Annotated in this window: 20 protein-coding genes; 4 read left to right on the forward strand and 16 right to left on the reverse strand. The window is 68.9% G+C overall.

Annotation, left to right across the window (positions count from 1 at the left end; genetic code table 11):
- Positions 1-12: 12 nt before the first annotated feature.
- Positions 13-1,422: an FAD-dependent tricarballylate dehydrogenase TcuA gene (gene tcuA, locus AC3WVS_RS08185; protein WP_492318172.1), complete on the forward strand. Its 1,410-nt coding sequence runs from the start codon at positions 13-15 to the stop codon at positions 1,420-1,422.
- Complete coding sequence (gene tcuB, locus AC3WVS_RS08190) at positions 1,409-2,608, forward strand: tricarballylate utilization 4Fe-4S protein TcuB (RefSeq protein WP_492318173.1); 1,200 nt, start codon at positions 1,409-1,411, stop codon at positions 2,606-2,608. Before tcuA ends, tcuB begins: the two co-directional genes overlap by 14 nt.
- Before the next feature lie 83 nt (positions 2,609-2,691).
- Here the strand turns inward: tcuB and AC3WVS_RS08195 are convergent, their stop codons facing one another.
- From AC3WVS_RS08195 to AC3WVS_RS08215, 5 genes are all read right to left on the reverse strand, one after another.
- A complete protein-coding gene (locus AC3WVS_RS08195; RefSeq protein WP_010809834.1) occupies positions 2,692-3,699 on the reverse strand; it encodes a Bug family tripartite tricarboxylate transporter substrate binding protein in 1,008 nt (335 codons plus the stop codon).
- A 207-nt stretch (positions 3,700-3,906) separates the two neighbouring features.
- A complete protein-coding gene (locus tag AC3WVS_RS08200; RefSeq protein ID WP_492318174.1) occupies positions 3,907-4,638 on the reverse strand; it encodes an SDR family NAD(P)-dependent oxidoreductase in 732 nt (243 codons plus the stop codon).
- A gap of 185 nt (positions 4,639-4,823) precedes the next feature.
- Positions 4,824-6,026, reverse strand: coding sequence for a 3-oxoadipyl-CoA thiolase (gene pcaF / locus AC3WVS_RS08205; protein ID WP_492318175.1), 1,203 nt, complete (start codon positions 6,024-6,026; stop codon positions 4,824-4,826).
- Positions 6,027-6,065: 39 nt separating this feature from the next.
- Positions 6,066-6,707: a 3-oxoacid CoA-transferase subunit B gene (locus tag AC3WVS_RS08210; RefSeq protein ID WP_492318176.1), complete on the reverse strand. Its 642-nt coding sequence runs from the start codon at positions 6,705-6,707 to the stop codon at positions 6,066-6,068.
- Positions 6,708-6,731: 24 nt separating this feature from the next.
- Positions 6,732-7,394 (reverse strand): 3-oxoacid CoA-transferase subunit A, encoded by a 663-nt coding sequence (locus AC3WVS_RS08215; RefSeq protein ID WP_492318177.1) that lies wholly within the window; start codon positions 7,392-7,394, stop codon positions 6,732-6,734.
- Between the two features lie 482 nt (positions 7,395-7,876).
- Here AC3WVS_RS08215 and AC3WVS_RS08220 point away from each other — a divergent pair, with 482 nt between their 5' ends.
- Positions 7,877-8,134, forward strand: a complete 258-nt coding sequence (locus AC3WVS_RS08220; RefSeq protein WP_492318178.1) for a hypothetical protein — start codon at positions 7,877-7,879, stop codon at positions 8,132-8,134.
- Positions 8,135-8,152: 18 nt separating this feature from the next.
- Here the strand turns inward: AC3WVS_RS08220 and AC3WVS_RS08225 are convergent, their stop codons facing one another.
- Together AC3WVS_RS08225 and AC3WVS_RS08230 are read right to left on the reverse strand one after the other, a co-directional pair.
- The gene (locus AC3WVS_RS08225) at positions 8,153-11,215 is read right to left on the reverse strand and encodes an AAA family ATPase (protein WP_492318179.1); all 3,063 of its coding nucleotides are present in this window, start codon (positions 11,213-11,215) and stop codon (positions 8,153-8,155) included.
- Positions 11,212-12,360 (reverse strand): exonuclease SbcCD subunit D, encoded by a 1,149-nt coding sequence (locus tag AC3WVS_RS08230; protein WP_439669590.1) that lies wholly within the window; start codon positions 12,358-12,360, stop codon positions 11,212-11,214. Before AC3WVS_RS08230 ends, AC3WVS_RS08225 begins: the two co-directional genes overlap by 4 nt.
- A 137-nt stretch (positions 12,361-12,497) precedes the next feature.
- On the opposite strand from AC3WVS_RS08230, the gene AC3WVS_RS08235 reads away from it, so the two are divergent.
- Positions 12,498-12,854 carry a YgiW/YdeI family stress tolerance OB fold protein gene (locus tag AC3WVS_RS08235; protein WP_492318180.1) on the forward strand — a complete coding sequence of 119 codons (357 nt, stop codon included), beginning with the start codon at positions 12,498-12,500 and terminating at the stop codon, positions 12,852-12,854.
- A 21-nt stretch (positions 12,855-12,875) separates the two neighbouring features.
- Here the strand turns inward: AC3WVS_RS08235 and AC3WVS_RS08240 are convergent, their stop codons facing one another.
- The 9 genes from AC3WVS_RS08240 to AC3WVS_RS08280 are packed head-to-tail and all read right to left on the reverse strand — an operon-like array spanning position 12,876 to position 23,135.
- Positions 12,876-14,240 carry a sigma 54-interacting transcriptional regulator gene (locus AC3WVS_RS08240; RefSeq protein WP_492318181.1) on the reverse strand — a complete coding sequence of 455 codons (1,365 nt, stop codon included), beginning with the start codon at positions 14,238-14,240 and terminating at the stop codon, positions 12,876-12,878.
- A 38-nt stretch (positions 14,241-14,278) separates the two neighbouring features.
- Positions 14,279-15,967, reverse strand: a complete 1,689-nt coding sequence (locus AC3WVS_RS08245; RefSeq protein ID WP_492318182.1) for a TadG family pilus assembly protein — start codon at positions 15,965-15,967, stop codon at positions 14,279-14,281.
- Positions 15,964-16,311, reverse strand: a complete 348-nt coding sequence (locus AC3WVS_RS08250; protein ID WP_492318183.1) for a DUF3613 domain-containing protein — start codon at positions 16,309-16,311, stop codon at positions 15,964-15,966. Before AC3WVS_RS08250 ends, AC3WVS_RS08245 begins: the two co-directional genes overlap by 4 nt.
- Entirely contained in the window at positions 16,308-17,171 is an 864-nt protein-coding gene (locus AC3WVS_RS08255; protein WP_492318184.1) for a tetratricopeptide repeat protein, read from the reverse strand. The genes AC3WVS_RS08250 and AC3WVS_RS08255 overlap by 4 nt, the downstream gene beginning before the upstream one ends.
- Positions 17,168-18,166 (reverse strand): type II secretion system F family protein, encoded by a 999-nt coding sequence (locus tag AC3WVS_RS08260; RefSeq protein ID WP_492318185.1) that lies wholly within the window; start codon positions 18,164-18,166, stop codon positions 17,168-17,170. Before AC3WVS_RS08260 ends, AC3WVS_RS08255 begins: the two co-directional genes overlap by 4 nt.
- 31 nt (positions 18,167-18,197) lie before the next feature.
- Positions 18,198-19,124, reverse strand: coding sequence for a type II secretion system F family protein (locus AC3WVS_RS08265; RefSeq protein ID WP_035815910.1), 927 nt, complete (start codon positions 19,122-19,124; stop codon positions 18,198-18,200).
- Positions 19,117-20,433: a TadA family conjugal transfer-associated ATPase gene (locus AC3WVS_RS08270; protein ID WP_492318186.1), complete on the reverse strand. Its 1,317-nt coding sequence runs from the start codon at positions 20,431-20,433 to the stop codon at positions 19,117-19,119. The genes AC3WVS_RS08265 and AC3WVS_RS08270 overlap by 8 nt, the downstream gene beginning before the upstream one ends.
- A gap of 1 nt (position 20,434) precedes the next feature.
- Positions 20,435-21,676 (reverse strand): CpaE/TadZ family protein, encoded by a 1,242-nt coding sequence (locus tag AC3WVS_RS08275; RefSeq protein ID WP_492318187.1) that lies wholly within the window; start codon positions 21,674-21,676, stop codon positions 20,435-20,437.
- 46 nt (positions 21,677-21,722) lie between these two features.
- A complete protein-coding gene (locus AC3WVS_RS08280; protein ID WP_492318218.1) occupies positions 21,723-23,135 on the reverse strand; it encodes a type II and III secretion system protein family protein in 1,413 nt (470 codons plus the stop codon).
- Positions 23,136-23,139: the final 4 nt, after the last annotated feature.

The following is a 23,139-nucleotide window of genomic DNA, read 5'->3' on the forward strand; positions in this document are numbered from 1 at the left end:
GAGACAATCCCCATGGTCGACGTATTGGTAATTGGCGGCGGCAACGCGGCCCTGTGCGCGGCGCTGATGGCGCGCGAAGCCGGGGCCTCGGTGCTGCTGCTCGAATCCGCGCCGCGCGCCTGGCGCGGCGGCAACTCCCAGCACACGCGCAACCTGCGCTGCATGCATGACGCGCCGCAGGACGTGCTGGTCGATGCCTATCCCGAGGAAGAGTACTGGCAGGACCTGCTCAAGGTCACCGGCGGCATCACCGACGAACACCTGGCGCGGCTGGTGATCCGCGCGTCATCGACCTGCCGGCCGTGGATGCGCAGGCATGGCGTGCGCTTCCAGCCGCCGCTGTCGGGTGCGCTGCACGTGGCGCGCACCAACGCTTTCTTCATGGGTGGCGGCAAGGCGCTGGTCAACGCGTACTACCGCAGCGCCGAAGCGACGGGGGTGCAGGTCCGCTATGAAACCCCGGTGGACGCGATCGAGCTGGACGGCGACCGCTTCATCGCCGCGCGCAGCGGCAGCCAGCGCTTCACCGCGCGCGCCTGCGTGCTGGCCGCGGGCGGCTTCGAATCCAACCGCGAATGGCTGCGCGAAGCCTGGGGCCGGAACGAACGTGGCGAATGGCCCGCCGACAACTTCCTGATCCGCGGCACGCGCTTCAACCAGGGCGTGCTGCTGCGTTCCATGATCGACGCCGGCGCCGACGCCATCGGCGATCCGTCGCAATCGCACTGTGTCGCCATCGACGCGCGCGCGCCGCTGTACGACGGCGGCATCTGCACGCGCATCGATTGCGTGTCGCTGGGTATCGTGGTCAATCGCGACGCCGTGCGCTTCTACGACGAAGGCGAGGACTTCTGGCCCAAGCGCTACGCCATCTGGGGCCGGCTGGTGGCGCAGCAGCCCGGGCAGATCGGCTATTCGATCATCGACAGCAAGGCCATCGGGCGCTTCATGCCGCCGGTGTTTCCCGGCGAGAAGGCCGACACGCTGCCTGAGCTCGCGCGCAAGCTGGGGCTGCCGGAAGCGCAGTTCGCGCGCACGGTGCAGGACTACAACGCGGCGTGCCGCGTCGGCACCTTCGACCACACCGCGCTGGACGACTGCCACACCGAAGGCCTGGCACCGGCCAAGACGCATTGGGCCAGGCCGCTCGACCAGGCGCCGTTCTACGGCTACGCGCTGCGGCCGGGCATCACCTTCACTTACCTGGGGCTCAAGGTCAACGACCGCGCCCAGGTGCACTTTGGCGGCAAGCCAAGCGGGAATCTGTTCGTGGCAGGAGAAATGATGGCCGGCAACGTGCTCGGCAAGGGATACACGGCCGGTGTCGGCATGTCGATCGGCACGGCCTTCGGGCGCATCGCGGGCACGCAGGCTGCATTGGCGGCGGGCATCAACACGGGAGCCGTCCATGCAGAAGCTTGAAGCCCTGACGCGCGAGGCCGCGCAACTGGCCGGGCAGGACGCTGCCGCCCCGGCGCCGCAGTCCCGCGTCATCCGCGTGCTGCCGCTGACCGACAATGAGGCCGAAGTTGCCCGGCAGATGCAGATCTGCAATGCCTGCCGCTACTGCGAAGGCTTCTGCGCGGTGTTCCCGGCCATGACCCGCCGGCTGGAGTTCGGCAAGGCCGACGTCAACTACCTGGCCAACCTGTGCCACAACTGCGGCGCCTGCTACCACGCCTGCCAGTACGCGCCGCCGCATGATTTCGGCGTCAACGTGCCGCAGGCGATGGCAAAGGTGCGGCTGGAAACCTATAGCGAATATGCATGGCCCGCGCCGCTGGGCAAGCTGTACCAGCGCAACGGGCTGACGGTGTCGGTGGCGCTGGCCTTCGGGCTGGCGTTGTTCCTGGTACTCGCCGCCACGCTGGGCGGCGCGCTGTGGCAGACGCATGCGGGCGGCAATTTCTACGCGGTATTCCCGCACAACACGCTGGCGGCATTGTTCGGCAGTGTGTTCGGCTTTGCCGTGCTTGCGCTTGGCCTGGGCGTGCGCCGCTTCTGGCGTGATGTCTCTGCCGGCACAGCGTCGGCACCGGCCGTGGCAGAGGCGACCCGGAACGTGCTGGCACTGACCTACCTCGATGGCGGCCACGGCGATGGCTGCAACGAGGCCAGCGACCGCTTCACGCTGGCGCGGCGGCGCTTCCACCATTTCACGTTCTACGGCTTCATGCTGTGCTTTGCGTCGACGGCGGTGGCGACCGGCTACCACTATCTGCTGGGCCGGCATGCGCCCTATCCGGTCACGAGCCTGCCGGTGCTGCTGGGCACCGCCGGCGGCGTGGGCCTGCTGGTGGGCCCGGCCGGCTTGCTGTGGCTGAACCTGCGCCGGCACCCGATGCATGGGGATGCCCGGCAGCGGCCGATGGACCGCGGCTTCATCGCGCTGCTGCTGCTGACCAGCGCCACCGGGCTGGGGTTGCTGGCCGGGCGTGGCACCGCGGCGATGCCGCTGTTGCTGGCGGTCCACCTTGGCGTGGTGATGGCGTTGTTTGCGACGCTGCCGTATGGCAAGTTCGCACACGGCATCTATCGCAGTGCGGCGCTGCTCAAATCTGCGATCGAAAAGCGGCAGAAAAACAAGCTGCAGCTTGGCAGCGATTGAGTGGCAGCCGTCCCCGCCCACGCATAAACAAAAAGCCGGTCCCGACAGGGACCGGCTTTTCTTTGGCGCGGCAAGGACGCGAATCAATCCACCGTAGCGCCCGAAGCCTTCACCACCTTCGCCCACTTGGCCGTTTCCGACTTCATGAACGCGGCCAGCTGGGCCGGCTTTTCCGGATTGGGTTCGGCGCCCTGGTCGGCCATCTGCTTCTTCACTTCCGGCATGGCCAGGATCTTCACCACTTCGGCGTTGAGGCGGTCGACGATGGGCTGCGGCGTGCCGCCGGTGGCGTACAGCGCAAACCACGAGGTGGCCTCATAGCCCGGCACACCCGATTCGGCCACGGTCGGCACGTTGGGCAGCGCCGGCGAGCGCTTGGCCGAAGTCACGGCGATGGCGCGCAGCTTGCCGGCCTTCACGTGCGGGTACGACGACGGCATGTTGTCGAACATCAGGCCGATCTGGTTGCCCAGCAGGTCGTTCACGGCCGGGGCGCTGCCCTTGTAAGGGATGTGCTGGATATGCAGGCCGGTCATGGAGTTGAACAGCTCGCCCGACAGGTGCATCGACGAACCGCTGCCCGACGAACCGTACGACAGCTTGTCCGGGTTGGCCTTGACGTAGGTGATCAGTTCCTTGACGTTGTTGACCGGCACCTTGGGATTCACCACCACCAGGTTCGGCACCATGGCCACGCGCGTGATCGGCGCGAAATCCTTGACCGGGTCATACGGCAGCTTGGAGTACAGCGACTGGTTGATCGCGTGCGTGCCGATGGTGCCCATGAACAGCGTGTAGCCGTCGCCCGGCGCCTTGGCCGCCAGCGAGGCGCCAATGTTGCCGCCCGCGCCCGGACGGTTGTCGATCACCACCGGCTGGCCGAGCGCCTTGCCCAGCTGCAGGCCGACGATGCGGGCCAGGATGTCGGTGGTGCCGCCGGCCGAGAACGGCACGATCATGGTGATCGGCTTGGTCGGGTAGCCGCCCTGCGCATGGGCCGCACCGGCAAAGCCGGCGATGGTGGTGGCCAGCGCCACGCCAGCGGCAAGCAGGCGGCGGCGCGTGGTGGAGGTCTGGGAATCTTGTCTCATCGGTAATGCTCCGGTGCTATATCGTTCCGGCGGTGATTGGGTACCGCGGGAGGTTGTGCTGAATGGCGTGATTGCCGTTCCCGAACGGATGGCGCGCACATGCGCGCATCCGGTGGGCGGCCCGGCCACGGGCCGCCATGCGTGACGCTTGGTTAACGTCTCTTCTTGTTGAATGCTTGAATGCGGGATGCCTGGGACGCGCGCTGCTTACACCGGCGCAACGCCCAGCGTGGTGCCGCCGCACACGTACAGCACCTGGCCGGTGACGAAGCCGTTGTCTGGCGACAGGAAGAACAGCGCGGCACGCGCAACGTCTTCCGGCGTGCCCATGCGCTTGACCGTGATGCTGGCCAGGATGCGCCGGGTCTGTTCGGCGCCTTCGGGGTTGCTCTTGCGGAACAGCTCGGTGGCGATCGGGCCCGGGGCCACGGCGTTGACGGTGACGCCGTCGCCGCCCAGCTCCATCGCGAGCGTGCGGGTCATGCCGATCAGGCCGGCCTTGGTGGCGGAGTACACCACGCGCTCGGCCTTGCCCAGCGCGGCGCGCGAGGCCATGTTGACGATGCGGCCAAAACCGGCAGCACGCATCGCGGGCAGGCACGCCTGCGTCAGCAGCAGCGTGGCCTGCAGGTGCAGGCCGGTCACGTAGTCCAGGTCGGCAACGGTGGCGGTGTCGGCGGTGCCGGGGCGCGTGGCGCCGGCGTTGTTCACCAGGCGCGTGACGGCGAAGCGCGAGGTCACCTGCGCGGCCACGGCGCGGGTCGCCTCGGCATCGGTCAGGTCGGCCTGGAAGAAGGTCAGGTTCGGGTGCGACCAGGCCGGTTCGGCATAGTCGACATTGACCACCTGGGTCACGCAATCGGCCAGCAGCATTTCACAGATGGCGCGGCCGATACCGGAACTGCCGCCGGTGACAAGCGTGGCTACGGGAAGGGACATCTTTGACTCACTTTCAAGACTACTGCGGACTGGCTCCCTCTCTCGCTTGCAGGCGAGGGTTGGGGTGAGGGCGGGCGTGTCGACGAAGTGCAGCGTGTCGGTACGCCACTGCCTGCCCTCACCCCCTGCCCCTCTCTCGCAAGCGGGAGAGGGGAGCAAACCGGCGGGAGGTCAACCGAACTCGCTCAAACGCGCTCGATCACCATCGCAATACCCTGGCCCACGCCGATGCACATCGTGCACAGCGCGAAGCGGCCGCCGGTGCGGTGCAGCTGGTACATCGCGGTGGTGACCAGGCGCGCGCCGCTCATGCCCAGCGGGTGGCCCAGCGCGATCGCGCCGCCGTTCGGGTTGACGCGCTTGTCGTCGTCGGCCACGCCCAGTTCACGCAGCACGGCCAGGCCTTGCGCGGCGAACGCCTCGTTCAGCTCGATCACGTCGATCTGGTCCATGGTCATGCCGAGCTGCTTGAGCAGCTTCTGCGACGCCGGTGCCGGGCCGATGCCCATCACGCGCGGCGCCACACCGGCGGTGGCCATGCCGACGATGCGGGCGCGCGGGGTCAGGCCGTGCTGCTTGAGGCCGGCTTCGCTGGCCAGCAGCAGCGCGCAGGCGCCGTCATTCACGCCCGAGGCATTGCCGGCGGTCACGGTGCCGTCAGGACGGACCACGCCGCGCAGCTTGGCCAGCGCTTCCATGCTGGTGGCGCGCGGGTGCTCGTCGCGCTCGACCACGATCGGGTCGCCCTTCTTCTGCGCGATGGTGACCGGGGTGATTTCCTGCGCCAGCGTGCCGTCGGCCTGCGCGCGCGAGGCCTTTTCCTGGCTGCGCAGCGCCATCAGGTCCTGGTCTTCGCGGCTGATCTTGTAGTCGCTGGCGACGTTCTCGGCGGTCTCGGGCATCGAGTCCACGCCGTAGGCCGCGCGCATGGCCGGGTTGATAAAGCGCCAGCCGATGGTGGTGTCGAAGATCTGCGCATCGCGCGAGAAGGCGCTGGTGGCCTTGCCCATCACGAACGGGGCGCGGCTCATGCTTTCCACGCCGCCGGCGATCATCAGGGTGGCTTCGCCGGCCTTGATGGCGCGCGCGGCGGTGCCGGTGGCGTCCATGCCGGAGCCGCACAGGCGGTTGAGGGTTGCACCCGGCACCTCTTGCGGCAGGCCCGCCAGCAGCGCCGACATGCGTGCCACGTTGCGGTTGTCCTCGCCGGCCTGGTTGGCGTTGCCGTAGATCACGTCATCGATGGCCTTCCAGTCCAGGTTCGGATTGCGGGCCATCAGCGCCTTCAGCGGCACCGCGCCAAGGTCGTCCGCGCGCACCGCGGACAGGCTGCCGCCGTAGCGGCCGATGGGGGTGCGGATGGCGTCGCAGATAAAGGCTTCGGTCATGGTGTGTCTCTCTCTCTTGGTGTGTGTCGGGTCTGCTGGTTATGCGGCCTGCTTGAGCGGCACGCCGGTCAGGCGCTGCAGCTCTTCAAAGCTCAGCCCTTCGACCAGGTCGCGCGCGACCAGCCCGTCGGCGGTCACGTCGATGGTCGCAAGGTCAGTGTAGATGCGGGTCACGCAGCCGATGCCGGTCAGCGGATAGGTGCACTGCGGCACGATCTTGCTCTCGCCCTGCTTGGTCTGGTGCTCCATCATCACGAACACCTGCTTGGCGCCGATGGCCAGGTCCATCGCACCGCCCACGGCGGGGATGGCGCCGGGCGCGCCGGTATGCCAGTTGGCCAGGTCGCCCTTCTCTGAGACCTGGAACGCACCCAGCACGCAGAAGTCCAGGTGGCCGCCACGCATCATCGCGAACGAATCGGCGTGATGGAAGAACGAGCCGCCCGGCTTGACCGTCACCGGCTGCTTGCCGGCATTGATCAGGTCGCCGTCTTCCTCGCCGGGCGCGGGCGCGGGGCCCATGCCAAGCAGGCCGTTCTCGCTGTGCAGCAGGATTTCCTTGTCTGCGGGCAGGTGGTTGCCGACCAGTGTCGGCAGGCCGATGCCGAGGTTGACCACGGCACCGTCGGGAATGTCTTTGGCCACGCGGGCGGCCATCTGATCGCGGGTCAGGCGTTGCATCTGGATTCTCCTGTTACCTGTCGCTCAGGCGACCTTGACGACGCGCTTGACGAAGAGGCCCGGCGTCACGATGTGTTCGGGGTCCATCTCGCCCAGCTCGACCACGTGGCTGACTTGCACGATGGCGCATTTGGCGGCCATCGCCATGATCGGGCCGAAATTGCGCGCGGTCTTGCGATAGGTAAGGTTGCCCCAGCGGTCGGCGGTGTCGGCCTTGATCAGCGCGAAGTCGGCGTGGATCGGGGTCTCGAACACATAGCCCTGGCCGTCGATGATGCGCGTTTCCTTGCCCTCGGCCAGCGGCGTGCCGTAGGCGGTGCGCGTGAAGAAGCCGCCGATGCCGGCACCGGCGGCGCGGATGCGCTCGGCCAGGTTGCCCTGGGGCACCAGTTCCAGCTCGATCTCGCCCGCGTGGTAAAGAGAATCGAAGACGTAGGAATCCGCCTGGCGCGGGAACGAGCAGATGATCTTGCGCACGCGCTTGGTCTTGAGCAGCGCGGCCAGCCCGGTGTCGCCGTTGCCGGCGTTGTTGTTGACGATGGTGAGGTCGCGCGCGCCTTGCGCGATGAGGGCGTCGATCAGCTCTGCCGGCATGCCCGCCATGCCAAAGCCGCCGGTCAGGATGGTGGCGCCGTCGTGGATGCCGGCGACCGCCGCTTCCACCGAGTCGTATAGCTTGTTGATCACTTGCGTTCCAGGTCGGAAGATCCGCCAGGCTACCGGAGCGGGCCGCAAGACGCGGCGCATGAAAGGCTGTCTCCGGTAATCCTGCCGGAAGGAGTTTCGTCGCGGCGGGCTGCGCGGGGCGCCACCCATTTGAACGAGTCCAGCAGTCTGCGTGAGTCTTTGGGTGTGGACCGGTTGTTCGCTTACCAAGTTGTTCGATATACGAACTTGAATTCGCAGAATGAACAGATTACACCTGCGCGTCGGCGACGGTCAAGCCGACCGGGCGGTCGGCAAACCAGATTGTGCGATTAGCGCGCGCGGGTGACGCGCACACCCCGTGTGTAGGACGGGGCCGACATCACAATCGGCACGCACTCGATATGACTCGGGGGCCGCGCGGGCTATTGTGGAATCAGGCGAGGCAACACCCGCACAGCAGCCACCGGACCACCCGGCTGCGCAGGGCGGCCCTGGCAACAAGCAAGAACGAGGAGCCCGTCATGGCCACCGTCCACGTCCCGTTTTTATCCACGCCCCATGCAGCGGCGCTTGCGCGCATCCTGCATGTCACGCAGCAGGCGTGGGGACTGACACCCTGCAAGGATCGACTGCAATCCCCCGCGCCTGCCCCGGGAGGCGCCGGCGTGCAATCCCGCGCGCCCCCGCTGTCGCGCCGTGCGCGCTTGGCGCGGGCAGCCGCCCGCGCGTTTGAAGCGCAAGTGATGGCGATTCGTTGCCGCCAGGTATTTGTCGGCTGACGGGGAAGCCTCGCCGCACTACGCGGGTGTCGCCACGCCCGACATCAGTACCCGGCTGCCGCCAACCCCGGGGCGCACCTCCAACCGCACGTCGATGCGCTCACGCAGTTCGGTGACGTGCGAGATGATCCCCACCAGCCGCCCTGCCTGCTGCAGGTCCAGCAGCGTACGGATGGCAAAGTCCAGGCTCTCGGGATCGAGCGTGCCAAAGCCTTCATCGACAAACAGCGTGTCGAGCTGGATGCCGCCCGCGCGCGACTGCACCACGTCGGCCAGCCCCAGCGCCAGCGACAACGACGCGAGAAAGCCCTCGCCGCCTGACAGCGTATTGGCCGGCCGCGCCGCGCCGGTATCGTGGTCGAACACTTCGATATCCAGTCCGCCCGCACTGCGCTGGTCGGCCTGCTCGCGCACGCGCTGCAGCACATAGCGGCCGCGGCTCATCGCCAGCAAACGCGCCGACGCGGCTTCCAGCACCTCATCGAGCAGCGTGGCCAGCACGAAGCGCTGGAAGGTCATGCGGCGCGGGTTGTTGCCGTTGGCGACTTCGGCCAGCCGGCCCAGCACCGCATAGCGTGCCTCGATGTCGCGCCCCTGCGCGTCAAGCTGCTGCAGGCGCAGCTGGCACTGCAGCAGCGTGTCGCGCGAACGGCCGCGCTCGGCCTGTTGCCGGACCAGGGCTTCCACCGCGGCTGCCGACGCATCGCGCGCTGCGCGCAGGCCGTCCAGGTCTGGCGCGTCCAGCGCTTGCGCGGCGGCCTCGGCGCGTTCGCGCCGGTCGGCGGCTGTGGCCAGCTGGGTATCGAACGCGCGCAGCGTCGCGTCGAGCGTTTGCATGGCATCGTCGCCCAGACAGGCGGCGGCGTGGGCCTGCACATCGGCAAAGCCTTGCTGCGCGAGCGCCTGCACAAGCACGGATTCGGCCTCGGCCAGGCGGTTAGACGCCTGGGCCTGTGCCTGCTGTGCCGAGACCAGTCCGGCCTGTGCCCCGGCCGCGTCCGCCGCTGCCTGGCGCTCTGCCGCCTGCGCACCGGCCAGCGCCTGGTCCAGCGCGGCGAGCATGGCCTGCGCCTGCCGCAGGGCCTCGCCCAGCGCCACGGGGTCGCGTGAATCCTCGGGAACCTGCGCACTGTTGGCCTGCCATTCGCCACGGCAGTGGGCCAGCGCCTGGGCAGCGGCATCGGCGGCGGCGACGGCATCGCGGCTGGCGGCTTCCGCCGCTGCGAGCGCCGTGCGGCAGCTGACGATGGCGGCTTCGCGTTGCGCAAGGCTTGCCGCCGCCTGCCGGCCTTCGGCCAGTGCCGCTTCCAGTCCCGTGATCTCGGCTTTCAACTTGCGGGCGGACTCGTCGCCGACCTCGCCCAGCGCCTGCGCCAGTTCGTCCAGCCGCTCGCGCGCCTGGGCAATGGCGCCTTGTGCCGCCTGGTGCTGGCCGGTGCAGCGCACCACATGGGACTCGGCCTCGAGCGCGGCGTGGCGGGCCTGCTCCAGCGCCTGGTCCGACAGCGGCGCCGCCACGTGCTGCGCCGGTGCCGGGTGCGCGGTGCTGCCGCAGACCGGGCAGGCATCGCCCGCCGCCAGGCTTGCGGCCAGCCGCGCGGCCTGCCCGGCGCGCCAGGCGGCTTCAGCTTCGGCCAGCGCGGCGCGGCACTGCTCGCGCTGGCGCAGGGCTTGCTGTTCAGCCGCGGCCGCGGTGACGGCCTGCGCGTTCGCCGTATCCAGCGACCGCGCAGCTTGCTGATGACGGTCAAGCTGCCGCGCGCGTTCCTGCAACGCGGCCAGCTGCAACGCCGTGGCCTGTGCCTGCGCCGCGGCAAGCTGGCCTTGCGCCAGCGCGGACTCCGCGGCAACAGCATCGGCTTGCCGCGTGGCAAGCTGTGCAGCGGCGCGTTCGCGCGCGGTGGCGGCTGCCACCTGCCTGGCTTCGGCCGCCTGCAGCGCGGCCAGCTGCGCACCCAGCTGCTGCGCGCGCGGCAGCATGTCTGCCAGCTGCGTAACCCGGCGCTGCGCGGACTGGCGCGCTTCAGCGCGTGCCGTTTCGGCCTGCAATGCAGCAGCCGCCTGCGTGGCCTGTTGCGCAGCGCGCGCCGCCTGCTCGCCAGACTGCGTCAAGGCAACGGCGCTGGCGGCCTGGTCGCGCTGCGCGGCCTGCCACGCCTGCAGTGTTGGCCTGACACGCGCGGCGCGCTGGGCGGCGTGCAGGCGCGCGCGCTCATCCTCCATGGCTGGCTGGCGCGCCAGCAGCGCGGCGTGCCCGGCCTGCGCCTGCTGGCGTTCCTGCAAGCGCGCCGCCACCTGCTCGCCGGCACCCAGCGCCGCCTGCGCTGCGGCCAGCGTGGCGCGCGCGCCCTGTTCCTGCCCTTGCAGCGCCCGCAACTCGGCCTGCAATGTCTCGATTCCCTCTGCCAGCGCCTGCGCCGATGCCACCCCAACCTGGCGCAGCGCTTCGTCGCGCTGGATGGTGATGCGCTCGGCATCGCGGCGGATGCCGGCGGCCTCGGCCTTCAGCAGCTCTTCCACGCGCCGGTACAGCTCGGTGCGGAACAGACGCTCCAGAATGGCCTGGCGCGCCTGCGAACTGGCGGTCAGCAATTCACGGAAGCGCCCCTGCGGCAGCACGATCACCTGGCGGAACTGGGCACTGTCGAAGCCCAGCAAGTCGCGCACGGCATCGCTGACCCTGGCGGGCTGGCTGGCCTTGCTGACCCAGTCGTTGCCGTCATGCAGGTCCAGCTGGGCCTTGGCCGGCTCGGTCACCCAGCCCTCGCCGCGCTGCTTGGGCCGCTCCTGCACCGGCGAGCGCACCACGCGCCAGCGCTGCGCGCCCAGGCTGAACTCCAGCGTCACCTCGGTGCGCAGCGCGGGCGCGGCGTTGGCGCTGCGCATGGCCTGCGCACTGCGCTCGCCGCCGGAGGTATCGCCGTACAGCGCAAAGCAGATCGCGTCGAGCAGCGTGGTCTTGCCCGCGCCGGTCGGGCCGTGGATCAGCACAAAGGCCTGCTCGCCCAGCCGCGTGAAATCGACCTGCTCGGTCGCGGCAAAGGGGCCGAAGGCCTGCAGCGTCAAATGCAGCGGTCTCATGCCGACTCCCTGTCCGCGGCGGCGATCCCGGTCAGCACCTGGTCGAGCACGGCACGCTGGTCCGGTTCCAGCTCGGCATCCGCCACTTCGCGGAAGAAGTTGGCAAAGAGTTCGCCGGTACCCAGTTGCCGCAACTTGCGCCCGGCCTCCGAAGCCGTGCCGGTGCGCGCCAGCACAGTCCGCTCGATCGCGAGCGCATTGGGATAGACCTGTCGCAGCCTGGCCATCGGGTCCAGCAGCGCGCCCGTATCGGTGAGCCGCGCGTGGATGTAGTCATCGCGTTGCGGATCATCGACACCCGCCGCCAGCACCGCGGCCAGTTCGCCTTCCACCACCCGCACATCGCGCAGGGCCTGCAGCGGCACCGGCGTGATGGCGACCGCCCCGTCCGCGCCCAGTTCGATGCGCGACACCGACTTGTCGTGCGCGCACTCTGACAGCGAATACTTCAGCAGCGAGCCCGCATAGTGGACGCGCCCGCCGCCCAGCGTCTGGGGCCGGTGCAGGTGGCCCAGCGCCACCAGGTCAAAGCCCGCGAACAGGTCCGCGGCCACCGCGCCGCTGCCGCCCACCGACAGCGGCCGTTCCGATTCGCTTGCCGCGCCGCCCACCACGAAGGCGTGGCCCACCACCACGGCACGCACGCCCGGCGGATGCACCGCGCGGATGGCATCGAGCTGCGCGCGCAGCGCGGCTTCATGCGATGGCAGGTCGGTGCCCATGGCATCGCGCACCACCGCCGGTTCCGCGTACGGCAGCGCGTAGATGCGCACCTCGCCGTGAGTGTCGTGCAGCGTCACGCAGGCCGCCTCGGCCAGCGTGCGGCCGGCCACGTGCAGGCCCTGGGCCCGCATCAGCCGCGCGCCGAATTCCAGCCGCTGCGCACTGTCATGGTTGCCGGCGATCATCACCACCGGCACCCCGGTGTCGATGACGATGCGGCCCAGCACGTCGTCGAGCAAGGCCACCGCTTCAGGCGGCGGCACGGCGCGGTCGTAGACGTCGCCCGCGATCAGCACGGCATCGGGGCGTTCGGTGCGGACCAGTTCGACAAACTGGTCGAGGATATGGGCCTGGTCTTCCAGCAGGCTGCGCGCATGGAAGAGCCGGCCGAGATGCCAGTCGGCGGTGTGAAGGAAACGCAATCCGGGATCCGATAGATGCAAAGGCGAAACCCGCATCATAATGCGTTGCGACCTGACTGCCCGTTCAGCAACGGTTCAGGCGGGCGCGCGCATCATGCATGCAGTCGCCCCAAATTTGAAATTTACGGAGAACGCACATGAAACGCATCCTGACCGCCACTGCCCTGACCCTTGTGCTGGGACTGGCCGCCGCCGGCGCCAGCGCCCAGTACACCGGCCCGTCGGCCGTCCCGGTGATGACCGTTAAGGCGCTGCAGGCAGATGGCAAGGACGACCAGCAGGCCGTGCTGCGCGGCAAGATCGTCAGCAGCGTCGGCGACGAGCGCTACCTGTTCTCGGACGGCACCGGCCAGATGAAGGTGAAGATCAAGGCCAAGCTCTGGCCGGCACAGAAGCCGGTGGATGCACAAACCACAGTGGAACTGGTCGGCGAATACGACAAGGAGCTGATCGGCGAATCGCACTTCGACGTGAAGGAGATCCGCCTGCCCTGAGGCGTGTCCTGATGCGCGCGCTCAGACCGGCTCGGCCTCGCTGTCGGCGATCTGGTACTTGCGCATCTTTTCCCACAGCACCTTGCGGCTGATGCCCAGGCTTGCCGCCGTGTCCTGCCGCCGCCAGCCATTGGCATCGAGCGCGGCCAGGATGCGGCGGCGCTCTTCCGTATCGGCACGCAGGTCGTTGCGCTCGCCGCCATCGAACGCACCCGGATGCAGCGAGCGGAACAGCGGCCGGATGCGCTCTTCGTCCCAGTGCCCGGTCTGCTGCACGGTGATGCCCACACGCTCGGCCAGGTTGCGCAGCTCGCGCACATTGCCGGTGAAATAGGCGGTGCCGACCGCGCCCTTGAGCCAGTCAGGCATCGGCGGCAGCGCGTCGAAGCCGGATTCCCCCAGCATATGGCGCAGGAAGGACTGCAGCAACGCTACCTTGTCGGCCTGGCCACGCTCTTCCAGGCTCGGGATGCGCATCTCGATCACCGCCAGGCGGAAGAACAGGTCGGCGCGGAAACGCCCCTGCCGCACCGCGTCGCGCAGGTCCTTGTTGGTCGCCGCCACCAGCCGGAAATCCAGCTTCACCGCCAGGGTCGATCCCAGCCGGGTGATCACGTTCTCTTCCAGCACGCGCAGCAGCTTGACCTGCTGGAACAGCGGCAGGTCGCCGATTTCATCGAGAAACAGCGTGCCGCCGTTGGCCTGCTCGAAATAGCCACGGTGCGCGAACGAGGCGCCGGTGAACGCGCCCTTGGCATGGCCGAAGAACTGCGACTCGAACAAGCCGTCGGGGATCGCACCGCAGTTGACCGCGACGAACGGTCCCTTTCCGTAGGTGCCGTTGCGCTCATGGAACAGGCGCGCAATGCGTTCCTTGCCCGCGCCGGTTTCGCCATAAAGCATCACGTTGCTGCCGAAGTCGGCAAAGGTCTCCACATGCTGCAGCAGCTGGCACATCGCCGGCGAACCGGCCACCAGGTCCGCCTCGCGTTCGCCGGGCGCATCCGTGGCCAGCAGTTGCGGCAGCAGCTTGCCGATCTGGCTGCGCAGGTCGGCGCCGGTGAAGTCATCGGCAAGGATATGCGCGTACTCCGGCGGAAAGCGCCCGGGATCGGCCTCGCGGCCGGGGCCTGCCACCCAGATGACCGGCATGCCGTGCGCGGCCTCCCAGTCCAGCGAGAAGCGCGCCGCGCCGATCACCGACACGCTGATCACCGCGATGCAGGGCTTCAGGCGCGGCTCGGCGGGCAAGGCTTCGAGCGCGCCGGCGCGGATCACGTCCACGCCCAGCGGCGCCAGGAAACGCGTGACGCGGTCGGCAATCTCGTACTTGCCTTCCCACACGTAGACTTCAAGGTTTTCGTAGGCCCAGCGGTCTGTCTTCATTCGATTTCTGCCATCAGGCGGTTTGGCGCGATCATGGCTCAGTACACCAGTTCGGCATTGTTGCAGTCGATGCTGTGGACCCAGAGGTCGGCGGTGCCTAGCTGGATGCCGAGGCTGGCGAGCAGCGGCGGGATCAATGCGTCGAGCGCTGCCCCGACCGGCGCGAGTAGCGGGCCGAGATCAATGGGCACGCTAAGGATGCCCAGCAGCTTGGTCCGCACCTTCAGGGCCAGCACTTGCGAGAACAACCCGCCAAACGGATCGGCGGTTCCAACTTGCGCATGCCCGCCCGGTGCCAGCGTGACCTCCTGGCCAGCCGTGCTGCCATAGCGTGGGACGTCCGTGGCAATCACGTCCGCAATGTCGAACAGCCCCAGCTTAGCCTGGCCGAGCACCACATCGCTACCCGTGCAGCCATCGGTGAGGCACGCCGTAACGAGACCGCTTTTGACGTGCATCGTGGCACGGCGGTCCCCAGGATTTGCCGCGCATTGCAGCTTGGTCAGGTCGGCGGTGGCGTTGGCCACATCGAGATAGAGCGGCACGTTCAAGTTGGCGTCCAGTACCGGTTTCAGGATATTTGAGGTGATCTGGAGCATCAGGGTCAGTTTTACCTGGGATGAGCTTGCGGTCGTTTGCCAGGTGTCCGGGTTGCTGGAGAGCTGTCGCGCCGGACCTGCCGCCGTCACCGGCGGCTCGATCACGCGCAGGTTGGCGCTGATGCCCCCCAGGCCAAGCGGGAGATTGGGTATGTTCAGCGGCAGGGCAACTGCCGTATCCCCTCGCGCCACCTGCGCGGAGGCGAGCAGCAACTGCGCCACGTTCAGGCCCACCTCCACCGCCGACGATGCCGCAGGCGCCATCACACCAAGATCAAGCAGCCTGGCCAGTGACACCGTAGCAGCCGCCCCGCTGGCCCCGAGCGCGGTTGGCGGGCTGCCCAGCATCGTCGTCAGCAGCGCGTCGCGGCCAGCGGCGCCAAGCACCAGCGCGTAGAAATCACGCAGGTTCAATGAAGTATTCAACAACTGGTCCACCGTGCCGACATCCGCTTTGAGCCGCAACTGGTCCAGCGTCACGGTGGTATTGACCAGTCCCTGCCAGTCCACCAACGACAAGCTCACCGTATTGCCCAACAACACACTCAGCATGCTGTTGGCGGTGGAGACGTCCAGCAACCCAGTACCCAGCGAAAACGCCGCCACCGGCGGACTGCCACTGGCAATCGATTCCGCAAACAGCTGCCGGCCGCTCCCCCCATTGATCACGAACAGGATTGGCACAGTCTGCGTGGCCTGCACGCGCACGGCATTGGGCGAGACCTTGGTTGCTTCATACGTAGCGCTGAAATGCTTCGGGCCGCTGGTCGCCGGATCCCACACGCCAAGGCAGGCGGTCATGGCATCCGCGCCGCCGCCGGCGGCATCGCTGCAACCCATTGCAATGCCTGACGGATAGCCGTTCTTCGCGCCGATATTGCTGACGGTGCCCAGCACGGCGCCGTTGAGATTGGCCGGCGTATCCGCCCGCTTGAGCTGCTGCGCCGCCGACATCGCGGCCAGGTCCACCATGTTCTGCAACTGCCGCTGGCGCATGAACACATGCCCCACGTCGATCGACACCAGCGCGGCAATCGCCACGGTGGCGATCAGCAGCGCCGCCATCACACTGATGGCGCCGCGTGCCGAAGTGGCTGCCCGGCGCAGCCGCGGCTGGCGCAAGCTCATTTGCCGCCCATCATCTGGCCGGCGGAGCCGGCACGCGCGGTGCTGGCGTTGGCCTGCCCCGTGTAGAACTCCGGCAGCGCGAAGCGGAAGCTGTTCATGTAGCGCTCATAGCCCAGCGCGGCCTGCTCGCCGTGCATCGGCAGCATGGGGCCGGCCTGCGAGCCTTCGCGCTGGATGGCAAGGATGGCACGCGTGTCGGCGCCAATCTCGCGTTGTGCCGGGCTGCCTGCCGGCATGCCGGTGGCGGCGGCCTCGGTCGTGGCACGGTCGGTCTGCGCCTGCGCGGCGGGCGCCAGCATCAGCAGGCAGAGCGCGGGGATGGCAATGCGGAACGTGGCGGTCATGGGGTAGCCCCTGCGGTTGCGGCCACGGCCGCCACCGAGGTGGCCGGTGCGGTGGTGGCGGGTTTCGATGGCGCCCGCACTGCCGGCGCAGGGCGGGCCGCTGCGCGGTCGCGCGCCGCGGTGGCGCGGGCGATGCGGTCGGCTTCCTTGCGGATGGCGCTGCGCGTGGCTTCCGGCAGTGCGGCCTTCTGCATCATGGCGTTGGCCTGCGCGCGCTTGCCGTCGGCGATCAGCCACACCACGGCGTTGCTGATCACACGCGGATTGCGCGCATCCAGTTCCAGCGCCTGCATCACCGGCACGCGCGCGTCCTGCAGCGCGCCGGCACGCATCAGCGCATAGCCCAGGTCGCCGGAGATGCGCGGATTGACAGGGTCGAGCGCGGCGGCCTGGCGCAGCTCGGTGACGGCGCGCGCAAAGTCATCCTGGCGCCCCGCCAGCAGGCCGAGCCCGTGGTGCGCATGCGCGGCCTGCTCGCCCTGCGACGTCGCTGCAAGTTGCTGGTAAGCATCGGTGGCAGCCTTGTCCTGCCCGGTCTCGCGCAGCGCATCGGCGCGCATCGCCTGGATCTCCGGGCCGGCGCCGAAGCGCTTCACGTAGACCTCGATATGCGCCAGCGAGGCGAAGTAAAGCCCGTCCTGCTGCATCTTGCGGATCAGGCCCAGGTAGACCGCCTGCTCGCTGTATTCGGCGCGTGCGGTCTTGTCGCGCAGCTTGGCCAGTTCCACCTGGGCCTCGGCCCGGTCATGCATGGCCGCGGCCCCGTTCTGATTGGCGGCGCAGCCGGACAGCGCCGCCAGCAGCAGGCACGCCGCCGTTTTCGAGATCCGGCCCAGCGCCGGACCGACTGAGCGCGTCATCGCGTCCCTCCCATATGTGCCAGCATGCGGATCACCCCGAGGAAGCCGGGGCCCGCGGTCAGGATCAGCAGCACCGGCAGCAGGCTCACCACCATCACCGCGGTCATCTTGACCGTGAGCCGGCCGATCTCGTCCTTCATGCGCGATTTGCGCGCCTCCTGCATGCGCAGGCCGAACAGGCGCAGCGGCTCCTGCACCGCGCCGCCGTGCTTGTCCACCTGCGTCAGCAGCGTGATCAGGCTCTTCAGGTCTTCACTGTCGAACAGCCGGCCGATGCGCAAGAGCGTCTGTTCGCGCGAGCGTCCCGAGGCAAACTGCTGGTTGGCGCGTGCCAGCTCCGGCCCCAGCACGCGCAGCATGCTGCCGAACTCGGCCACGATCACCTGCAGGCTCTGGTCGATCGACAGGCCCACGCCCTGCAGCAGGCGCAGCATGTCGATCAGCACCGGCAGTTCGTCATCGACCATGCGCAGGCGCGCCGCGGCACGGCGGCGCAGGTGCCACTTGGGGGCCAGGTAGGCCAGCGCAAACGTGCCGAAGCCCCACGCGACGATGGCGAAGGCACCCGCGCCCACGTGCCAGAGCATGGCAGCCAGCGCCAGGGCCAACGGCAACCCCAGCCGCAGCACGCCGAACAGCATGCGCGACTGCGGCCCGTACCATCCGCATTGCTCCAGCAACTGCTGGTCTTCCGGCGTCACCACCGCGCGCCCGAGGCGCGAATCCAGCCAGTGGGCGTTGATGCGCTCGCCCACGCGCGCGCCCAGTTGCGCCCCGATCGCCGTAGCCGCCCCGCCCCTGCCCTGCGGCGCGGCGGGAGCCGTGGCGTGCGTGGCCTGGGCGGCTTCTGCCGCGCGCTGCCGTGCCAGCGCGCCGTCGATGGTGCGCGCCGCCAGCCGGCGCTGGCGCCAGTCGCGCAACAGCGGCAGCGTCAGTACGCCCACGCCGCAAGCGGCGACCAGCAGGCTGAGCGAAATCAGTGTCAGGCGGTCCATGTTGGCTCTTGTCTGCGTGCTGGCATGCCGCTCAGATCGACTTGGCCAGCCGGTACAGCATGAAGGCCCCGGCAACTTCCAGCGCCAGGGCCGACAGCAGCATCGATTTGCCGGTGGGATCCTTCCACATCATCATGATGTAGCCCGCGTTCAGCATGAACAGGCCGCCGGCCACCACCAACGGCAGCAGCCCCAGGATCCACGCTGACAGCCGGGTCTCGGCCGACAGCGCCATCAGCTCGCGCTGGGCCTGTTCGCGGTCGCGCATGAAGGCAGCGGTGCGCTCCATCACCACATCGGCGCGGCCGCCGTAGCGCACCGACAGGCGCAGCACCGAAGCCACCAGCACCAGTTCCTCGACCTTGTACACGCGCCCGACCTGCAGCACCGCCTGGTCCAGCTCCTTGCCAGCGCGTTGCAGGTGTATTGCCTGCACCAGGCATTGGCGCAGCGGCGCCTCGGTATTGGCGATGGAGTTCTGGAACGCGGCCGGCACGCTGCTGCCGATGGTCATCAGCCGCACCACACCGTCCAGGAATCCGGGCAGTTGCGACAGCAGCTTCTTGTGCAGGCGGCGCACGCGGTTCCATGCCGCGAACGCCGCCACTGCCAGCGCCACGATGAGGGCCGACACCGCGCCCAGCCATTGCCCCGCCACCGCGCCGGCCAGCGTGCACAGCACCACCGGCGTGATCCAGACGATGGCGGTGCGGCGCGTCGGCGCCAGGTCGGCACGCCGCAGGAAGTCGTCCCAGCGGCGGCGCAGGTCGCGCGCGGGCAGTTGCAGCGCCGGATCCGGCGCCTGCGCATAGCGCAGGCGCACCTGCTCGGTCTGCGCCTGCAGGAAGGCCTGCTGCTGCTCGCGGCGCGCACGCGCCTGCGCGCTGGCCAGCAGCAGCAGGCCCAGGCCGGTGATGACCAGGGCCATGGCGGCGAGCAGCAGCGTGGCGCTAGACATCGAAGCGGTCGTCCAGCATGAAGCCCGGTCCGCGCATGCGCGCCAGCTTGGGCGAGTGCGGCAGCAGGCCGAGCGAGAGCCAGCGGTCGGTCTCGGTACCGTCCGGGTTCACGTAGGGCTCGTGGCGGTACAGCTCCTGGGTGGAGATGATGTTGTCGCCCAGCCCGGTGATCTCGGTGATCGAGACGATGCGGCGCTTGCCGTTGGAAAGCCGCGCGATCTGCACGATGAAGTCGATGGCGTTGGCGATCTGCCGGCGCAGGCTCGCCTCGCTGCCCTGGAAGCCGGCAAAACCGGCCAGCATCTCCAGCCGGTACAGGCATTCGCGCGGGCTGCTGGCGTGGATAGTGCCCATCGAGCCGTCGTGGCCTGTGCTCATCGCCTGGAGCATTTCCAGCACCTCGCCGCCGCGCACTTCACCCACGATGATGCGGTCCGGGCGCATGCGCAGGCTGTTGCGCAGCAGGTCGCGGATCGACACCACGCCGGTGCCCTCGAAGCCGCCGGGACGGCTTTCCAGCCGCACCACGTGCGGATGGTTCAGCGCCAGCTCGGCGGTGTCCTCGATGGTGATGACGCGCTCGGTGGTCGGCACGAAGGTGGCCAGCGCGTTGAGCAGCGAAGTCTTGCCCGAGCTGGTGCCGCCGCTCACCAGGATATTGCAGCGCGCCTGCACCGCGGCCTGTAGCAGGTCGCAGATCTCGGGGCTCATGGTGCCCAGCGCCTGCAGGTCAGCAGGCGTCATCGGGTCCTTGCGGAACTTGCGGATCGACACCACCGGGCCCTCCAGCGCCAGCGGCGGGATCACCACGTTGATGCGGCCGCCGTCCGGCAGGCGCGCATCGACCATCGGGTTGGACTCGTCCAGCCGCCTGCCGATCGGCGCCAGGATGCGGCGCACGATGCGCAGCAGGTGGCCGCTGTCGTTAAAGCGCACCGGGATGCGCTCCAGCACGCCGTGGCGCGAAACGTAGACGTCGAGGTGGCCGTTGACCAGGATGTCTTCCACCGCAGGGTCGTTGAGCAGGTCTTCGATCGGGCCGAAGCCGGCCAGCTCCTTGGTCAGCGCCTCGGCGATCTGGCGCAGCTCAGCCTCGTTGATGGGGATACGGCGCAACCGGGTAAAGCTCTCCAGTTCCAGGTCGACAAAGCGCTGGATCGCGGTACGCGACCAGCGGCCGAACTCTGCGCCGAGCTCTTCGATGCGGGTCAGCAGGTGCTCGTGCGCCGCTTCCTTGATGTTCTGGAATTCCTGCGAGACCGGGAACGGTGCGGGGGCGTGGTCGGAAAATTCAATCGCTTGCGTCATGTCAGCTTCCAATGCGTGCCACGCGCACCGCGCGCAGCGCCTCAGGCAGTTTGTCCTTCATGCGCGCCAGCAGGCTGGTTTCCCTGGCCTGCGCCGCGCGGTAGCCCAGTCGTGCCAGCAGGTCGGCCAGCGCGCGCACATAGGGGTCGTGCGGATCGTCGTCGGCCAGCACCGCGCCGCGGTTCATGGCCAGCACCAGCGGTGCGCGGCTGTCGGGCAGCGTGCCCACCGACTGCACGCCCACGCGGTGCGCGATCTGCGCGGCATCCACGCCCAGGCGCGCATCGAAGCGCGACACCAGCAGGTGCAGGTCGTCGCGCTCCACCTCGCGCGCGCGCAGTTCATGCACCAGCTCCGCCGCCGAGACGATCGCGCCCACGCTCTGGTCGGCCACCAGCACCACGCTGTCGGCGGCCTTGACAATCTGCGCGGTGAACTCGGCATTGCCGAAGCCGCCCAGGTCGATGATCTGCATGTCGAAAAACGCGCGCAGCCGCTCCAGCAGACTGATGGCTTCGGAGTAGGAGATGTCGCGCAGCTCGCCCAGCGCCGCGGGCAGCGGCAGCACGCATAAGCCGTTGCCGTGGCGCGTAAGCGCGGTCTGCACGAAGACCTGGTCGAAGCGGCGCAGGTTGCGCACCGCCTCGACAAAGTGGAAGCCCGGGCTCAGGTTCAGGTACAGCGCGCCGTCGCGCGCCGGCAGGCCCAGGTCCAGCAGCAGCACTTCGGCGCGCGCGTCGGTCTTTTCGTTCAGCGGCAGGTGGCGGCGTGCCGCCGCGGCCAGGTTCACGGCCAGGCTGGTCACGCCCACGCCGGGGCGTGCGCCCAGCAGCGCCACGATCTTGCCCTCGCGCGCCGACTCGGCCGGGCGCACCTGCTCGCCCGGCACGGCCAGGCGCTTGACCACGGCCTCGGCATCGGCAGGCGCGTCGCGCAGGTCGATAAAGTCCTTCACACCCACGCGCAGCGCCGCGAGCATGATGCCAGGCTCGTCGGCGTGGCCCACCGCGACCAGCGGCAGGCCTGGGAAGAGCCGCAGCAGCTGCTCGCCCAGCCGCGCCGACGCGCCGGCCAGCTCCGTCGAGAAATGCAGGAACACCAGCCCCGGGCGCAGCTGGGCCGCGCGCTCGAGAAAGGCTTCCTGGGCGCCGCCTTCTGCCACCAGCGTGCCCAGCCCGCCCAGGACCTTGCCCAGCCAGTCCTTCACTTCGCCCTGTGTTGCATGCAACAGAAAATAGTCCATCTCTCTGCCTCAAGCCGTTGGCCATGCCTGCCGGCACGGCCGGCGGCTATTTTGAGAAACCCGGCAAAGTCGGGTCCGCGTATTCGCCCAGCACATACCAGCCCCATACATTGGGGTTGCCGTTGGTGCGGCCATCGGCACCAACAGCTTGCGCCGCCGGCGCGCCCTTGGCCAGCGGGTTCACCAGGCGCGGCGTGACCACGATCATCAGCTCACGGTCTTCCTGGTGGAAATTCAGGGTCTTGAAGAAGGCGCCGATCACCGGCAGGTCGCCCAGCACCGGGACCTTGTTGACGTTGCTGACGGTGTTGCGGCTGACCAGCCCGCCGATCACGAAGCTCTCGCCGTCACCCAGTTCCACCGTGGTGTCGGCGCGCCGCGTGACGATGGCGGGCACCACCGCGCCATTGATCGAGATGCCGCGCGATGGGTCGAGATCGCTCGCCTCCGGTGCCACCTTCAGCGCGATGCGGTCGGCCGACAGCACCGTGGGCGACACCGTCAGCCCGATGCCGAATGGCTTGAACTGGATCGTAGTGGTGCCCAGCGCCTGCGGCACCGGGATCGGGATCTCGCCGCCGGCCAGGAAGCTGGCGCTCTGGCCGGACAGCGCCACCAGGCTGGGCTCGGCCAGCACGCGCGCCAGGCCGTTGGCCTCCAGCAGGCTGATATTGGCGAAGATGCCGTGGGTCAGCGACGCGGCCACCAGGTTGAAGGCATTGCTCATCGGCGACGCGATGTCGGCACTGAAACTGCCCGGCGCGCCGCCGCTGCCGGGCGTAAAGGTGAACTTGTTCAGCGTCGATGGCGAGAACGTGCCGAAGGCAAAGCCGGAGTTGTTGCGGAAGAAGTTGATGCCGACTTCCTTGAGCACGGTCTTGCTGATCTCCACCACCTTGACGTCGACCTGCACGGTGCCGGAGAGCGGCACGGTCGAGCGGTCCACCACCAGGCCGGGCTTGCCATCGCTCTTGCCGTTGGTGGCCGCGCGCGCCGCTGCCTGCGCGCGCGCCGCGGCATAGGCGTCGGGCGACTGGCCGGTGATGGTGGCAGCGGCCGCGGAATAGCCAAGCTTCGCGCCATCGGCATCGGGCGCGATGGCGTCGACCTGCACGTTGTAGGTCAGCGGCTCGGCGCCGCCGCGCGTCCACACCATCACGTCGGTCACGCCAGGTTGCTTGGCCACCAGCAGCACGCTGGGGGCACCGCGCGTGCGCAGCACCAGCGCGTCGGCCACCGCGGGGTTGCCCACCGCGACGCGCTCCACCGGTTGCGCGCTGCGGATCTCCTTCTGCGCGCCGGCCAGCAGGCGCAACTGGCGCGCGGTCACGACTTCCTGCGCCTGTGCGCGCGGCGCCAGTGCGCACCACCCGGTAGTGGCCAGCATCGCGGCCAGCGCGAGCTGCATCAGCCTGCGGCGCAGGGCCGTCGAATGGGCTGGTTTCTTCTGGATATGCATAAAG

It is taken from the genome of Cupriavidus sp. CPT47-8839-RL05A, assembly GCF_058792255.1.

Excerpts from the sequence above, each read along its gene's own strand:
- AC3WVS_RS08245 (WP_492318182.1), bottom strand. The coding sequence starts at position 15,967 with ATGAGCTTGCGCCAGCCGCGGCTGCGCCGGGCAGCCACTTCGGCACGC.
- AC3WVS_RS08235 (WP_492318180.1), top strand. The coding sequence starts at position 12,498 with ATGAAACGCATCCTGACCGCCACTGCCCTGACCCTTGTGCTGGGACTG.
- AC3WVS_RS08255 (WP_492318184.1), bottom strand. The coding sequence starts at position 17,171 with ATGACGCGCTCAGTCGGTCCGGCGCTGGGCCGGATCTCGAAAACGGCG.
- AC3WVS_RS08270 (WP_492318186.1), bottom strand. The coding sequence starts at position 20,433 with ATGACGCAAGCGATTGAATTTTCCGACCACGCCCCCGCACCGTTCCCG.
- AC3WVS_RS08265 (WP_035815910.1), bottom strand. The coding sequence starts at position 19,124 with ATGTCTAGCGCCACGCTGCTGCTCGCCGCCATGGCCCTGGTCATCACC.
- AC3WVS_RS08195 (WP_010809834.1), bottom strand. The coding sequence starts at position 3,699 with ATGAGACAAGATTCCCAGACCTCCACCACGCGCCGCCGCCTGCTTGCC.
- tcuB (WP_492318173.1), top strand. The coding sequence starts at position 1,409 with ATGCAGAAGCTTGAAGCCCTGACGCGCGAGGCCGCGCAACTGGCCGGG.
- AC3WVS_RS08275 (WP_492318187.1), bottom strand. The coding sequence starts at position 21,676 with ATGGACTATTTTCTGTTGCATGCAACACAGGGCGAAGTGAAGGACTGG.
- AC3WVS_RS08200 (WP_492318174.1), bottom strand. The coding sequence starts at position 4,638 with ATGTCCCTTCCCGTAGCCACGCTTGTCACCGGCGGCAGTTCCGGTATC.
- AC3WVS_RS08225 (WP_492318179.1), bottom strand. The coding sequence starts at position 11,215 with ATGAGACCGCTGCATTTGACGCTGCAGGCCTTCGGCCCCTTTGCCGCG.
- AC3WVS_RS08260 (WP_492318185.1), bottom strand. The coding sequence starts at position 18,166 with ATGGACCGCCTGACACTGATTTCGCTCAGCCTGCTGGTCGCCGCTTGC.
- AC3WVS_RS08220 (WP_492318178.1), top strand. The coding sequence starts at position 7,877 with ATGGCCACCGTCCACGTCCCGTTTTTATCCACGCCCCATGCAGCGGCG.
- AC3WVS_RS08250 (WP_492318183.1), bottom strand. The coding sequence starts at position 16,311 with ATGACCGCCACGTTCCGCATTGCCATCCCCGCGCTCTGCCTGCTGATG.
- AC3WVS_RS08280 (WP_492318218.1), bottom strand. The coding sequence starts at position 23,135 with ATGCATATCCAGAAGAAACCAGCCCATTCGACGGCCCTGCGCCGCAGG.
- pcaF (WP_492318175.1), bottom strand. The coding sequence starts at position 6,026 with ATGACCGAAGCCTTTATCTGCGACGCCATCCGCACCCCCATCGGCCGC.
- AC3WVS_RS08240 (WP_492318181.1), bottom strand. The coding sequence starts at position 14,240 with ATGAAGACAGACCGCTGGGCCTACGAAAACCTTGAAGTCTACGTGTGG.
- tcuA (WP_492318172.1), top strand. The coding sequence starts at position 13 with ATGGTCGACGTATTGGTAATTGGCGGCGGCAACGCGGCCCTGTGCGCG.
- AC3WVS_RS08210 (WP_492318176.1), bottom strand. The coding sequence starts at position 6,707 with ATGCAACGCCTGACCCGCGATCAGATGGCCGCCCGCGTGGCCAAAGAC.